This is a genomic window from Cohnella pontilimi, from assembly GCF_005049045.1.
Classification (GTDB): domain Bacteria; phylum Bacillota; class Bacilli; order Paenibacillales; family Paenibacillaceae; genus Cohnella; species Cohnella pontilimi.
This window is the reverse complement of the sequence record NZ_SUPK01000003.1, coordinates 358866-374078: the sequence shown is the minus strand read 5'-3', so window position 1 is coordinate 374078 and position 15213 is coordinate 358866. Positions and strand designations below refer to the sequence as shown.

Genomic DNA, 15213 nt, shown 5'->3' with positions numbered 1-15213 from the left:
GAGACTGTCAGCGTGAGGAAGTTAGCGGCTTACTATTTTTTATTTTACTTGTCGATATCCGTCTTGCAGCCGTATATGAGCATTTTCTTCAGCGACAAAGGCTTCAGTTATACGGAAGTCGGATTCATCCTGTCTCTGGGGGCTTTCGTCAGCGTCATCGCCCAACCCACGATGGGCATGATCAACGACCGTATGCGGAACCCGCGCATCGTCTTGATGTCGACAGTGCTGCTGGCCCCGCTCATCGGTCTCGGATTTTCGTTCAGCAGCCTGTTGGCCGTCGTCATCGCTTTAAACGTGATTTTCACATGGTTTCAGTCTTCCTCCGCCCCTCTTGCCGACGCCATCGCGGTCGAAATCGGCAGCCGGGAAGGATTCTCTTTCGGCAGTGTCCGTCTTTGGGGAGCGCTTAGCTACGCGCTGGGCACGTTTTTCACCGGTTTCATCTACGGGAAATACGGATATGATCACATTTTCATCTTTTTTTTGGCGGTCAGTACGCTCGTATTCGTGCTGCTGTTCTGGTTTCCGAACACGAAGCCGGCCCACCAGGACACGACCTTTTTCGAGCAAGCCAAAGAGGTCGTCCGGAACAAGCCGTTCCTGTTTTTTCTCGGAATCAGCATGATCACGGCGATATCGTCCGCCACAAACTTTTCCTTTCTCCCGATCTATTTTAAGGAGATGGGTTTCGACAAAAGCTTGCTCGGCACCGCCTATGCGGTAGCGGCTCTCATTGAAGTGCCCATGTTCTGGGTCGCCACGATTCTTTGCCGCAAAATCGGAAGCTTTAATGTGCTCAGCTTATCAGCCGCGATTTACGCTCTAAAGTGCTTTCTTCTGTATGCCCTGCATGATGTGTACTTGACGCTGGGTGTGCAGCTGCTCGACGGAATATCGTTCGCATTCGCGGCGGGAACCGCGGTGGAAGTCGTGGGACGGTTTGCCTCTGTGAGAACGAAGGCGACGTTCCAAACGATTTATGCTGCCGTTACTTGGGGGCTGGGCGGAATATTCGGCAACGCGGCGGGCGGAGTGATTGCGGACGGAATGGGGACGCCGTTTCTATACGTTGTCTTGTTCGGTCTGTCGGCGACGGCTTCCGTTCTGTTTGTGTACATGGATCGTATTCAATCGCGAAACAAGCATGCTATAATCTTTCCGACCAAGCATGATTCACTGCCGGGGAATGGGCCATAACCGTAAAAAACGTAAAATTATAGGGCAACAAAGGAGACTACATATGCGGTATATCATGGGAGTGGACGGCGGTAACAGCAAAACCTTTACGGTCATTACTGACGAAGAAGGACGCCTGCTCGGCCGGGGGCTGGCGGGGATCGGCAATCATCAGGGACCGGGCATTGAGACGGCGTTGTCCAATATTATGAAATCGGCCGACATGGCACTTGAGCAGGCAGGATTGCGCTATGAAGACATCGCTTTCGTGCAGTACGGTTTGGCCGGAGCCGACCGGCAGCGGGATTTCGATATTTTGCGCCCCGGCTTGGCCACTCTGCCTTTCGACAATTGGGACGTCGTTTGCGACACTTATGAAGGATTGAGAGCGGGCAGCCCGGACAATATCGGCGTCGTCCTCGTATGCGGCAGCGGCACCAACTCGGCGGGCCGTAACCGGAAAGGCGAGACGGTGCAGACCGGCGGCTTCGGCTATTTGTTCGGAGACCGGACAGGAGGCGGCGATTTGGCCCGGGAAACGTTCAGCCATGCGGTCCGCTCGTGGGATCTGAGAGAGATCCCCTCGATTTTACAACACAAAGTCGCGAAATTTTTCGGTTTTGCCGACATGGATCAAGTGTACGATCATTTTCTGGACAATGACATCTATGAAGTCCCGCGCGACTTGACCATATTGCTGCATGAAGCGGCAGACGAAGGGGACGAGCTGGCTATTCAACTGCTGCGCCGCTCCGGAGATGAGCTCGGACGTGCAGCCAATTCCGTCATCCGACGCTTGGGAGGGTTCCCGGGAGAGAAGATTCCGATTGTGATGGTCGGCAGCGTCGTGCAGGAAGGCCGGAATCCGCATCTGCTTGGCGCGCTGAGAGATAAAATCGCCGAAGAGAACGAGAGCTTCGAATTCATTATTCCGACGATGGCTCCAGTGTATGGCTCCGTCCTGCTTGCGATGGATCATTTGGGCATTCCGGCGACGGATCGCATCATGCAGCAATTTGGCGAATACGGAAGTTATAAATCTTAAATACGGAATCGGCAGGAGCGGGTATGGGTAAAGTAACCCTGACGAGGGGCTTGCCATGGCTTACCATACACCTGCCGAAATCGCCGAAATATCGATAAAAACGGGGGTGCGCAAAGCTGCGCTCCCTTTGTCGTCTTTGGAGGGGCGGATCGCATGGACAAAAAGCGGATCGCGGGGGAAAAAGCTGCGGAGTTTGTGGAAGACGGGATGATCGTCGGGTTGGGTACCGGCTCGACAGCCTATTGGGCGGTGCGAAGGATCGGCGAACGGGTGCGGGATGGTCTCCGGGTTCAAGGAGTGCCGACATCCGAACGGACGAGAGAACTGGCGCTAGAGCTTGGCATCCCGGTTGTTTCACTGGATGACTTCCCTCAATTAGATTTGACGATCGACGGAGCGGATGAAATCGATGATAATTTTCATCTGATCAAAGGCGGCGGAGGGGCTCTCTTCCGGGAAAAAGTGGTGGCTTTGGCTTCCCGGCGGCTGGTCATCGTCGCGGATGACGGCAAATGGGTCGGCAAGCTCGGCGCTTTCCGCCTGCCGGTAGAGGTCGTCCCCTTCGGTTGGCGTCGGACCGTCCGGGCAGTGGAAGCGACAGGCTGCCGCGCGGAATTGCGGATAGAGGGGACAAATCCGTACGAGACGGACAATGGGAACTGGATATTAGACTGCGATTTCGGCACGATTGCGGACCCCGCCGGTCTGCACCACTCGTTGAAACGGATCACCGGCGTGGTGGAAACCGGTTTGTTCGTGGGCATGGCCGATACGGTGGTCTTGGGCACTGAAGCGGGTGTACGCATTTTGAGCAGGCCAACTCCCATCACGGACGCGGAGAGCTGCTAAGGAAACGGTGGTCGGTGGGGCGACGCACGAATAAGTAGCGGAGAGCTGCTAAGGAGACGTCGGCAGGCAGCTTGACATGCACAAAGTTCGGCGTTATATTTATCTTAAATTTAAGATAATTAATTTTGAGATAAATGAGGAGGGATGCCCATGGAGGGCAAATCCGAGCAAAACCTTTCATCCAACCGGGAGCTGTCTTTAAAGTTATTTGTCGTGCTCTCCAAGGCATACAAGGTCGTGATGGATCGGGCCATCAAAGACATGAAGAAATACGGCTTGTCCGCCAGCGAGTTCATGATCATGGAATTGCTGTATCACAAAGGCCGGTTTCCTCTTCAGCAGATCGGCGGCAAAGTGCTGATGACGAGCGGAAGCATCACGTACAACATCGATAAGCTGGAGGCCAAAGGTTATCTGAAAAGGGTGCCTTGTCCGAATGACCGCAGGGTCACCTATGCGGAAATTACACCGGATGGGGAAAACTGGTTTGGGACGATCTTCCCCGGCCACGCCGAGGCGATTGAAGCCGCTATGCAGGGGTTGACCGTCGGAAATAAAAAATTGGCGATCGAGCTTTTGAAACAATTGGGCTTGAGCGCGCAGAATGGAGGTTCTTGATATGACAGAACAGCGCACGGCAGGCATTCACCATATCACATCGTTCGTCGGCAATCCGCAGGCGAATGTCGATTTTTACGCAGGGGTGCTGGGACTTCGGCTGGTGAAGAAAACGATCAACTTCGACGCGCCGGAAGTGTACCATCTGTATTTCGGCAACGAAATCGGAAGCCCGGGCACGGCCGTCACGTTTTTTCCGTCCGAAGGCGCCCGGAAGGGACGCGTCGGAGGCGGGCAGGTCGGCTGGACGACGTTTGTCGTGCCGGCTGACGCCTTGGCGTTCTGGGAAGCGCGCTTGGCCAAACTGAACGTACCGTTCACGAAGGAGGCGCGTTTTGACGAAACGTACCTGCGCTTTCGAGATTACGACGGCTTGCAGCTGGAAATCGTGGCGCGTGAAGAAGGGCAAGACAGCAAGTGGTCATTCGGCGGCGTGCCGATGGACAAAGCTATTAAAGGCTTCGGCGGCGCTGTCCTCTACAGCGTGGCGCCCGACCGGACGCAAAGCGTGCTCCAGCATGTGTTGGGATTTACGAAGGTCGGCGAGGAAAACGGCCTCGTACGTTTCCAGGCTGCGGGCGACCTCGGCAACGTGATCGATATCAATGCCGCGCCCATGGGATGGGGGGCAGGAGGAGCCGGAACCGTCCATCACATTGCCTGGAGGGCGAAAGACGACGAGGACCATGTGAAGTGGCGTCAGCGCGTGCTGAAGCATGGATTCCGGCCGACGGAGATCGTGGATCGGCAATATTTTAACGCCGTGTACTTCCGGGAGGAAGGCGGCATCCTGTTCGAAATTGCGACGGATCCGCCTGGGTTTATGAAAGATGAGCCCTTCGAGGAGCTTGGGCAAAAATTGCAGCTTCCGCCTTGGTACGAACCCGTCCGCGAGCAGATCGAGCAAGGGCTGATGCCCATTCAGGTCAGGGTGTTGGACGCGGACAAAAACTGACCACCCAGAAAGACAAAAGGAGGTTTTTTTCATGCAGCTCAAAGGCATTCACCACGTATCTGCCATGACTGCAGAGGCGCCTCGCAACTTTGATTTTTACACCAAAGTGTTAGGCCTGCGTCTGGTGAAGAAAACGGTCAATCAGGACGACACTTCCGTTTATCACCTCTTCTATGGAGACGAGAAAGGCAACCCCGGCACCGAGCTGACGTTTTTCGAATTCCCGATGCTTGCGCGCAACCGCGAAGGGATCAGCAGCATTTCTTCGATTTCCCTGCGGGTGGCCGGCGACGAAGCGTTGGCGTACTGGAAACGCAGATTCGCGGAACATGGAGTCGATCACGATGAGATTGTCGATCGCGCCGGCAGAATGACGCTTGCGTTCCGTGATCCGGAAGGACAAAGGCTTGTGCTCGTGTCGGATGAACATAACACCGGCGTGGCGTCCGGCACGCCCTGGGACAAAAGCCCGGTGCCCGCAGAGTACGGCATCCGCGGCTTGGGACCGGTGCAACTGACAGTCGGGCAAGCCGAATTCACCGTCGCCGTATTGACGCAATTAATGGGCTTCCGCCTGAAGGGATATTATCCGTCGTTTGTGAAAGGCCAGCCGGATGTGGTGGTTTTGGAGACGGGTGAAGGAGGTTCCGGCGCGGAAGTGCATGTGGAAGAGAGGCACGATCTGCCTCGTGAGCAATTGGGCCGTGGAGGCGTGCATCACGTGGCGTTCCGGGTGGACAACGACGAGGAGCTGCATCAGTGGATCCGGCGCATTCGCGAAGCTAAATTGGCGAACTCCGGCTTCGTCGACCGGTTCTATTTCCGTTCCCTCTACTTCCGGGAGCCTAACGGGATTTTGTTTGAACTGGCCACGGACGGACCCGGCTTCGATACGGACGAGGATCTTCAAAATTTGGGTGAGTCGCTGGCACTGCCGCCGTTCCTGGAGTCTCAGCGCGAACGGATCGAAGCGCGGCTCAAACCGCTGAATACGAAACCGAATTAAGGAGGAATCCGGATGATTCATATCTATGAAAAAGGACAAGATCCGAACGCGCCTACACTTCTGCTTTTGCATGGCACTGGAGGAACGGAGCGGGATTTGATGGGTATCGGCCGCATGCTCTCCGGCGGCTCCTCGCTCTTGGGCGTCAGAGGTAACGTATCGGAAAATGGAATGCCGAGGTTTTTCCGTCGGCTGGCCGAAGGGGTGTTCGACGAAGAAGATCTTATTTTCCGCACACGGGAACTGCACGAATTTCTCGACGAAGCCGCCGAACAGCACGGGTTCGACCGCAGCAACGTGGTGGCCGTCGGTTACTCCAACGGGGCGAATATCGCGGGCAGCCTTCTTTTCCACTATCCTAATGTCTTAAGAGGAGCGGTGCTCTTCCACCCGATGGTGCCCCGAAGAGGCATCGAGCTGCCGGATTTGACCGGCATTCCGGTGTTCATAGGCGCCGGCGAGAACGATCCGATCTGCCCTCGGCGAGAGTCCGAAGAGCTGGCTGAACTATTAAAGAATGCCCATGCACAGGTTGATCTGCACTGGGAGAGGAACGGGCATCAGCTTTCTCATACCGAAGTAAAAGCTGCCGCAGCTTGGTACGAAGAAGCATTCAAATAAAAAGGGGGTGTCCGGATGATTTCAATTGATCCTGCCAGCCTGAGCGAGCGGGACAATTACAAATTCATGATCGGAAGCATTATTCCCCGGCCGATTGCCTGGGTCACGACACAAACGGAATCCGGTACGGTAAACGCCGCCCCTTTTAGTTTTTTTAATATCGTGACCTCTAATCCTCCTATGCTGTCCGTTTCGGTACAACGCAAAAACGGGGCGAAGAAGGATACCGCGAGAAACGCGGAGTTAAAAGGGGAATTCGTGGTTCATATCGTTGACCAAGCCAATGTGGCCCAGATGAATCAAACTGCTGCTAATCTTGGACCGGAAGAAAGCGAAATTGAATTCGCACGATTGCATATTACGTCTAGCCAGGTCGTGAAAGTACCCGGTATTGCTGAAGCCAAAATTCGCATGGAATGCTTGCTCGAGTCCTCCATCCCATTGGGCGGGACGATTGGAGAACCGGCATGTGATCTATTAATCGGTAGAATCGTTATGTTTCATATTGACGATGAATTATACAGTGAAGGACGCATCGATGCCCGCAAGCTTCAACCCGTGAGTCGATTGGCGGGCACGAACTATGGAACGCTTGGGGAAATATTCAGCTTAGACCGTCCACATTGAGCACTAACGACTTCGAAGAGCTCGCTGAACTATTAATAAATGCCCATGCACAGGTTCATCTTCATTGGGAACGGAACGTGCATCAGCTTTCTCGTACCGAAGTCGAAGAAGCCGCCAGATGGTTGGCGCAGCAGTCATTTTAATACCGGACGTACCCAACACAACCTCCTGCCGCAAAGCGCAGGAGGTTTTTGGTCATCCATAAGGAATCTCAATAGTTATGATTAACTAATTCAATTTTTAGGCACGCCGTCTTCTATGGTACATTCAAGGTAGAGACGAAAGGGGCTGACCACATGCAGAAGATTCGTATGGAACGGCTCGAAAATGTCGAAGAAGCAGTGCCATTTAACGCCTATTATAGTGTTCGGACCCAGCAGGCGCTGGAACGTGTCATCCGAACTGGAAAATCTTTTAAAGACGATTTACTCTCCGCCATGGCGGCATTGAAGAAAACAGCGGCCATCCGGGAAATGGAATCCGGGCGGCTGAACGGCAGGTTGGGCACGCAGCTCGTGCGGGCGGCGGAAGAGATCATCGCGGGCAGATGGCATGAACAGTTTGTATTCGAACCGGGACGCTGCGGCAGCGGGGAAAGACTAACCCGCAACATGAACGAGGTGCTGGCCAACCGGGCGATTGAGCTGTGCGGAGAAGACCGCGGCAATTACGAAATTTTGCATCCGGATTGGCATCCCGAACTTCCGCTGCATCCGAACCGGTTCTATACCGCCGCGTTCCAGCTTGCGGTATTAGGTTATGTGCAGGCGATCATGCAAAACTTGCAGAACGCACGGTTCGAAGTGACTTCCCGCGCACAAGGCGTGATGCCGCTGCTGGTCGCGTTGAAAGACCGGTTAAGCGTCATGAACGGCGAACATTTCGACGCCAAGTTCGTGAAGAAACTCGCGGAGGTAACTGGATTCCCCTTGCAGCCCGGAGGATCGTCGACCGAACATTTTGAAACCGTTTACGATAAAACGGCGTCTACGTTCAAAATGTGCATGGCGCGGCTCGAGCCTACTCTTTCACAAGTAGATGCGGTTGAACTGAAAGCCGGCTTTATCCAAATCTCAGCGTTCCATGACATGATTGCCTATATTACCCGCTCCGGATTTCATGCGCAAGGAATGGAAGAGGTGGCGGCGGATTACGCTTGGCGCTGCGTGGATCTCTTTTACGAGGCTCTCCTCCAGATCCACAGAATTTACGGCTGACTTTGAGGTAAGCAGAAGGGGAGATCCGAATGGACTTTCGCAAGTTGAAAACGTTCCAAGTGGTCGCCGATACGCTCAACCTGACGAAAGCGGCCGAACATTTGGGCTATACGCAGCCAACCATCACACTCCAGCTTCAGTCGCTGGAAAGCGAGCTGGGGGTCTCCCTGATTACGCGGGTCGGCAAAAAAACGTATTTGACCAATTCCGGCAAGGTCGTCAAAAGCTATATCGATCAAGCCTTCGGGATTCTGGACGAGATGGAGCGGGAAATCAACAAAATGAAGGAGCCGTACGGCCTGCTCACGATCGCCGCTCCTGAGCTTTATTGCAACCAGTTTCTATCGATGGGCATTCATTCGTTCATCGCGGAGAACCCGCAGGTCAAGCTTCAGTTGTTCTCTTGCGACAGCAATGAAGCGATGAAGAGAGTGGCGGCCAACGAGGCGGATCTGGCGATCATTGCGGGGCCGTGCTTATCGCCGCTGATGGAATCGCAGCCGCTGGGCAAAGAAGATTTCGTGCTCGTTACAACCAAGGAATTGTTCGAGGGCCACACGCTGGAAGAACTGATTACCAAATATCCTTTCATCACTTATAAATCGGGCTCGAATTTGCAGCTCATGGTGAACGAGTGTCTCGGTTCGTTCGGGTTTCAGCCGAGCAGCTTCATCGAATGCATCAGCGACGAGACGATCAAGCGGACGGTACTCCATCATACCGGCGTCGCCTTGCTCGGCTCCGCACTGGTGGAAGAAGAGCTGAACAAGGGAACGCTGGTCGAATTGCACCGGTTCCCCGAGCAGATCGAAACCTCGATGGTCGTGCTGAAGAGCAGGGCTGAAGAGAAGAACATCCGGATATTTTCCGACATTGTGCAACGGATATGGGCGAACATGGGCTGAGGAGGCGTTTTGAAAATGCTGGCGACGAAAAACAGCAACATTTCCTTGATCGGTGTGCCGATGCAATTCGGCGCGGACCGTGCCGGCGTGGAGATGGGGCCGACCGCGATCCGCAGTTCGAATATACAGACGAGATTGGAAGCTTTGGGGTATCGCGTCAACGATCTCGGCGACATTCACGTGAACCGGGTACAGGACGGCTACGGTCCGGTCGCCAAGCTCAAATATTTGGCCGAGATCGCCCGGGTAAACGAGGAGCTGGCGCAAGTCGTCTCGCAGGAGATGGGCAACGGACAACTGCCCCTTGTCATCGGCGGGGATCACAGCATCGCGATCGGCACGATCAAGGGCGTGCTCCAGCATAAAAGCCGGCTCGGGGTTATCTGGTTCGATGCGCACACCGACGTGAATACCGCAGAGACGACCGGTTCGGGGAACATTCACGGCATGTCGCTCGCGGTGCTGCTCGGCTACGGGCATCCGAGCCTCGTGTCGATCGCCGGGGAGCATACGAGAGTGAACCCCCGCAATGTCGTCATAATCGGCGCAAGATCGGTGGATCCGGGTGAGCGGATCTTTTTGAAGGAACAAGGCATTCGCGTGTTTACGATGTACGACATCGACAAGTACGGTATGAAAGCCGTAATGGAAGAAGCAATGGAGCGGGTTACGGCCGGCACGGACGGCGTGCATCTTAGTTTGGACTTGGACGGCATGGATCCAATGGAAGCGCCGGGCGTCGGCACGCCTGTGAGGGGCGGCATGTCGTACCGGGAGAGCCATTTTGCAATGGAGATGCTTCATGAGAGCGGCATGCTCGTATCGGCGGAAGTGGTGGAAGTGAATCCGATTCTGGACCAGAACAACATGACGGCAAAAGCCGCTGTGGAATTGGTAGGCTCGGTATTCGGGGAACGGATTTTGTAAAAAGACGTTGAAGGGGGACGGTACGCTGTGAACGCAACGATGGGCATTATCGAACAAACCGAAAGATTCGGCGCCCGAAACTATCATCCGCTGCCGATCGTGATCGAGAGAGCGGAAGGCGTGTGGGTAGAGGATCCGGACGGCAAGCGGTATTTGGATATGCTGAGCGCTTATTCGGCATTGAACCATGGTCACCGGCATCCGAAAATCATTCAGGCGCTGAAAGACCAGGCGGACAAAGTAACGCTCACCTCACGCGCTTTCCACAGCGACAACCTGGGCACGTTTTATGAGAAAGCGGCGGCTTTGACGGGCAAAAACCGCATCCTCCCGATGAATACGGGCGCGGAAGCGGTCGAGACGGCGGTGAAAGCGATCCGCCGATGGGCGTACCGGGTCAAGAAGGTGCCGGCCAATCAGGCGGAAATCATCGTCTGCGAAGGCAACTTCCATGGTCGGACGATCACCGTCACGTCCTTCTCCTCATCGGAGGAATATCGGGAAGACTTCGGTCCGTTCACGCCGGGGTTCCGCATCATCCCTTACGGCGATCTGGAAGCTCTGCGCCGGGCGATTACGCCAAACACAGCCGCGTTTCTGGTCGAGCCGATTCAAGGGGAAGCGGGCATATTGGTTCCGCCCGAAGGTTTCCTGAAGGCGGCGTACGAACTGTGCCGCGAGAATCGCGTGTTGTTTGCGGCGGACGAAATCCAGACCGGATTCGGCCGCACCGGCAAGCTGTTCGCTTGCGACTGGGAAGGCGTGAAGCCGGACTTGTATATTTTGGGTAAAGCATTAGGCGGAGGCGTTTTCCCGATTTCGGCGGTGGCGGCGGATGAGGAAATTCTCGGGGTATTCGAACCGGGCTCGCACGGCTCCACCTTCGGAGGCAATCCGCTCGGCTGTGCCGTGGCGATCGCCGCGATGGACGTGCTGCAGGAAGAGAAGCTTGTCGCCAGATCTGCGGAGCTTGGCGATTATTTTCAAGAGCGGCTGAAAGAAATCCGCCATCCGGCCATCAAGGAAATCCGCGGACGCGGCTTGTTCATCGGCATGGAGCTGCACGAACCGGCCAGACCGTACTGCGAGAAGTTGATGGATATGGGTGTGCTGTGCAAGGAAACGCACGAGACGACGATCCGTTTCGCGCCTCCGCTCGTCATTGAGAAAGAGCAGCTGGACTGGGCGGTTAACCGCATTAAATCCATATTTCAAGGGTAAGGGAGAGGACCGAATCATGGCCATGAAAACGACCGAACTGACTCCGTTCAAGAACGAACCGTTTACCGATTTTTCCGTACCGGCGAACAAGGCCGATATGGAAGCCGCCCTTCGCAAAGTGAAATCGGAGCTGGGCCGGGATTATCCGCTTTGGATCGGCGCGGACAAGGTCATGACCGACGGCAAAACCGTTTCGATCAACCCCGGCGACGTGGACCAAGTGGTCGGGCGCGTGAGCAAGGCGACGAAGGAACATGCCGAAAAGGCAATGAACGCCGCGCTGGCCACCTTCGAAACGTGGAAAAAGGTTCCCGCCGAGAAGCGTGCCGAATATTTGTTCAAGGCGGCGCAGCTCATGCGGGAGCGCAAGCACGAGTTCTCCGCGTGGATGGTGTTCGAAGCGGGCAAAAACTGGGTCGAAGCGGATGCCGACACGGCGGAAGCGATCGATTTCATGGAGTTCTACGGCCGCGAAATGATTCGCCTGAGCGAGACGAACCTCCATCGTCCGCTGCCGAAAATCCCGAGCGAGGACAACAAAATTGCGTATATTCCGCTTGGCGTCGGTATCGTCATTCCGCCGTGGAACTTCCCTCTTGCGATCTGTGTCGGCATGACGACGGCGGCGATCGTCAGCGGCAACACGGTACTGCTCAAGCCGGCATCGGTTACGCCGGTCATCGCCCATAAATTCGTCGAGCTGATGGAAGAAGTCGGACTGCCGGCAGGGGTTATCAACTTCGTGCCGGGCAGCGGCGGGGAAATCGGCGATTATTTGACGTCGCACCCGAAGACGCGGTTCGTCAGCTTTACCGGCTCCAAAGAAGTCGGTCTGCACATCAGCGAATTGGCGGCCCGTACAGCGCCGGGGCAAATTTGGATCAAGCGGTTGATTGCCGAAATGGGCGGAAAAGACGGTATCGTGGTCGACGAAACGGCCGACCTTGAGGCGGCGGCACAAGCGATCGTGGTATCCGCCTTCGGCTTCCAGGGCCAGAAGTGCTCCGCAGGCTCCCGCGCGTTCGTTGTCGAGTCCGTATACGATGAAGTTGTGGAACGCGTCCGGGCATTGACCGAGAAATGGACGGTTGGGCTGCCGGAGCAGAACTATCCTGCCGGACCGGTGTCGGACAAAGGCGCTTATGAGAAAATTTTGGAGTATATCGAAGTCGGCAAGAAGGAAGGCCGGCTTGTGGTTGGCGGAGGGAATGCCGAAGGCAACGGCTACTACATTCAGCCGACGGTGTTCGCCGATGTCGACGGCAAGGCACGCATCATGCAGGAAGAAATTTTCGGGCCGGTGCTCGCGATCGGCAAAGCGAAGGATTACAAAGAAGCGATTGCCCTTTATAACGATACCGAATTCGGCTTGACCGGCTCGTTCTTCTCCCGGGACGAAGACCACATCGCTTATGCGTTCGAAGAAATGCACTGCGGTAACTTGTACGTGAACCGCAAATGTACCGGCGCGCTCGTAGGCGTGCATCCGTTCGGCGGTTTCAATATGTCCGGCACGGACTCCAAGGCCGGCGGTTACGATTATTTGCTGCTGTTCACGCAAGCGAAAGCGACTTCGCGGAAGATCTGAAACGCTGAGGAGGGCTCACCTATGACGGCACAAACCCGTAAGATCAAGCTGTTCAAAGTCCCTTTCGCCTCGGGAACGAGCCGTCCGGGAACCGAGCACGGAGCGGACAGCTTGATCGAAGCCGGCCTTGGCCGGATGATCCGCAATTTAGGATTGGAAATGACGGAAGAGAATTTTCCTGTTGCGTCGGACGTCGAGAAGGTCAGCAGCCTGCTGGCCGATCGAGCCGCTTCCTCTGTGGTGGAGGGGGCGTTTCCGCTCGTGCTGGGCGGAGACCGCAGCGTCTCCGCCGGGGCGGTTGCAGGCGTGACCCGGGGAGCCGGGAACACCGGCTTGATCTGGTTCGATGCGCATCCTTCGCTGCTGACAGCGGAGACGAGCACGACGGGATTCGCGAACGGGATGGCGCTATCGTCGATTCTGAGCGAAGGACATGTCCGCAAGGAAAACGTGGTGCTTGTCGGGCTGCGGGACGTACAGCCAGGCGAGAGAGAATGGATCCGCTCGGAAGGGTTAACCTGCTTCACGATGCATGAGATCGACCGGCTGGGCGTGGAGAAGGTGATCGAAGCCGCGCTCGGCGTCGCCGGCAACGGCACGGACGGTATTCACGTCAGCCTGGATGCGGACGTGCTCGATCCGCTTGAGGCGCCGGGCGTGGATTGGCCGGTACCCGGGGGACTGTTTTTCCGGGAAGCGCATTTCGCTTTCGAGCTTCTGTCGGAGTCGGGACGGATTACTTCGATGGACGTGACGGAAGTGAATCCGTATCTGGATGAGAAGAGGCGGACGAGCAAGCTGATCGCGGGCTTGATCGCCTCCTTGCTGGGGAAGAAAATTTTGTAGACCTGGAGAGATGGATGGGCCATGGAGACGATTCTGCGCAACACCTTTCAGTTTCTCGGCAAAAACCGCACAGTGCAGAGGATGGCCAGACGTTACGGGCTGAAGTTCGGCGCAAGCCGGTTCGTTGCCGGTGAAACGATCGAGCAGGCGATTCGGACGGTACGCAAATTGAACGAAGAAGGCATGATGGCGACGCTGGACCATTTGGGAGAGTTCGTCGGCACGGAAGAAGAAGCCGTCGAATCCGCCGCCATGTGCGTTCGTACCTTGGAGGCCATCGCAAGTTCGGGTGTCAATTCCAACCTCTCCTTGAAAATGACGTCCCTCGGCCTCGACATCAGCAAGGAACTGTGCCTGCGCAACATGCGGAACATTCTCGACACCGCGCGGCGGTACGGCAATTTCGTGCGCATTGATATGGAAGATTTCGCGCATTGCCAGGTGACGCTGGACATTTTGCAGCAGCTGCGTGCAGAGTACGATAATGTGGGGACGGTCATTCAGGCTTACCTGTACCGCAGCGAGCAGGATATCCATGACCTGAACCGCCTAAAGCCGAACCTTCGGCTCGTGAAGGGCGCCTACAAGGAATCTCCCCAAATCGCGTTTCCTGAGAAGTCGAAGGTCGACGAGAATTTCAAAAAAATCATTAAACTGAATTTGACCTACGGGAACTATACCGCCATCGCCAGCCATGACGCGGCGATTATCGCGGACATTAAGGCTTTCATTCAAGAGCGGGGCCTCCCGCGAGACGCCTACGAATTCCAGATGCTGTTTGGCATCTCGGAAGACCTGCAGCGGCAGCTCGTGAATGAAGGTTACCGGGTGCGGATCTATGTTCCCTACGGCGTCGACTGGTTCGGCTACTTCATGCGCCGTCTGGCCGAACGCCCGGCGAACGTGTGGTTCGTGCTCAAAAATTTGTTTAAGTGATGGAACAAGAACCCCCGGTGATCGTGAGATCGCCGGGGGTTCAATTCCGTCCACGCCGCACCTTACCCCGCCTTATTCCGCATCATCCTCGCCACCACGCCGACTGTAAGCCCGCCAGACTATCTAAGGATTGCGCACTTTCGCCAACAGGCCGACTGTAAGTCAGCCAGACTATCTAAGGATCGCGCACTCTCGCCACCACGCCAACTGTAAGCCAGCCAGACTATCTAAGGATTGCGCACTCTCGCCACCACGCCGACTGTAAGTCAGCCAGACTATCTAAGGATTGCGCACTCTCGCCACCACGCCAACTGTAAGCCAGCCAGACTATCTAAGGATTGCGCACTCTCGCCACCACGCCGACTGTAAGCCAGCCAGACTATCTAAGGATCGCGCACTCTCGCCACCACACCAACTGTAAGCCAGCCAGACTATCTAAGGATTGCGCACTCTCGCCACCACGCCAACTGTAAGCCAGCCAGACTATCTAAGGATTGCGCACTCTCGCCACCACACCAACCGTAAGCCAGCCAGACTATCTAAGGATTGCGCACTCTCGCCACCACGCCGACTGTAAGCCAGCCAGACTATCTTAGAATTTTGCGGAAGATCGCCTGCTCGCGGATCAGTATCTCACCTCGCGACCTTTTACCGTTATCCCATTCGCTCAGGC

Annotated in this window: 15 protein-coding genes; all 15 read left to right on the top strand. The window is 55.7% G+C overall.

Annotated elements, in window-relative coordinates; all coding sequences use genetic code 11:
* The first annotated feature begins 12 nt into the window (after window positions 1-12).
* Window positions 13-1200 (top strand): MFS transporter, encoded by a 1188-nt coding sequence (locus E5161_RS08540; protein WP_169306637.1) that lies wholly within the window; start codon window positions 13-15, stop codon window positions 1198-1200.
* 43 nt (window positions 1201-1243) lie between these two features.
* Complete coding sequence (locus tag E5161_RS08535; RefSeq protein ID WP_136777292.1) at window positions 1244-2224, top strand: N-acetylglucosamine kinase; 981 nt, start codon at window positions 1244-1246, stop codon at window positions 2222-2224.
* A 153-nt stretch (window positions 2225-2377) separates the two neighbouring features.
* Entirely contained in the window at window positions 2378-3073 is a 696-nt protein-coding gene (gene rpiA / locus E5161_RS08530; RefSeq protein ID WP_136777291.1) for a ribose-5-phosphate isomerase RpiA, read from the top strand.
* A gap of 150 nt (window positions 3074-3223) precedes the next feature.
* Window positions 3224-3691 (top strand): MarR family winged helix-turn-helix transcriptional regulator, encoded by a 468-nt coding sequence (locus E5161_RS08525; RefSeq protein ID WP_425456476.1) that lies wholly within the window; start codon window positions 3224-3226, stop codon window positions 3689-3691.
* 1 nt (window position 3692) lies between these two features.
* Window positions 3693-4646 (top strand): ring-cleaving dioxygenase, encoded by a 954-nt coding sequence (locus E5161_RS08520; RefSeq protein ID WP_136777289.1) that lies wholly within the window; start codon window positions 3693-3695, stop codon window positions 4644-4646.
* A gap of 31 nt (window positions 4647-4677) precedes the next feature.
* Window positions 4678-5652: a ring-cleaving dioxygenase gene (locus tag E5161_RS08515; RefSeq protein ID WP_136777288.1), complete on the top strand. Its 975-nt coding sequence runs from the start codon at window positions 4678-4680 to the stop codon at window positions 5650-5652.
* 12 nt (window positions 5653-5664) lie between these two features.
* Entirely contained in the window at window positions 5665-6273 is a 609-nt protein-coding gene (locus E5161_RS08510) for an alpha/beta hydrolase (RefSeq protein ID WP_211246713.1), read from the top strand.
* A gap of 15 nt (window positions 6274-6288) precedes the next feature.
* Complete coding sequence (locus tag E5161_RS08505) at window positions 6289-6900, top strand: flavin reductase family protein (protein ID WP_136777286.1); 612 nt, start codon at window positions 6289-6291, stop codon at window positions 6898-6900.
* A 296-nt stretch (window positions 6901-7196) separates the two neighbouring features.
* Window positions 7197-8117 carry a lyase family protein gene (locus tag E5161_RS08500; RefSeq protein ID WP_136777285.1) on the top strand — a complete coding sequence of 307 codons (921 nt, stop codon included), beginning with the start codon at window positions 7197-7199 and terminating at the stop codon, window positions 8115-8117.
* 29 nt (window positions 8118-8146) lie between these two features.
* Window positions 8147-9022, top strand: a complete 876-nt coding sequence (locus tag E5161_RS08495; RefSeq protein ID WP_136777284.1) for a LysR family transcriptional regulator — start codon at window positions 8147-8149, stop codon at window positions 9020-9022.
* Between the two features lie 15 nt (window positions 9023-9037).
* Entirely contained in the window at window positions 9038-9949 is a 912-nt protein-coding gene (gene rocF, locus E5161_RS08490) for an arginase (RefSeq protein WP_136777283.1), read from the top strand.
* A gap of 39 nt (window positions 9950-9988) precedes the next feature.
* A complete protein-coding gene (locus E5161_RS08485) occupies window positions 9989-11170 on the top strand; it encodes an ornithine--oxo-acid transaminase (protein ID WP_136777371.1) in 1182 nt (393 codons plus the stop codon).
* Between the two features lie 16 nt (window positions 11171-11186).
* Entirely contained in the window at window positions 11187-12758 is a 1572-nt protein-coding gene (pruA, locus tag E5161_RS08480) for an L-glutamate gamma-semialdehyde dehydrogenase (protein ID WP_425456474.1), read from the top strand.
* 21 nt (window positions 12759-12779) lie between these two features.
* Window positions 12780-13604, top strand: a complete 825-nt coding sequence (locus E5161_RS08475) for an arginase (protein WP_136777282.1) — start codon at window positions 12780-12782, stop codon at window positions 13602-13604.
* Between the two features lie 21 nt (window positions 13605-13625).
* A complete protein-coding gene (locus E5161_RS08470) occupies window positions 13626-14540 on the top strand; it encodes a proline dehydrogenase family protein (protein WP_136777281.1) in 915 nt (304 codons plus the stop codon).
* Window positions 14541-15213: the final 673 nt, after the last annotated feature.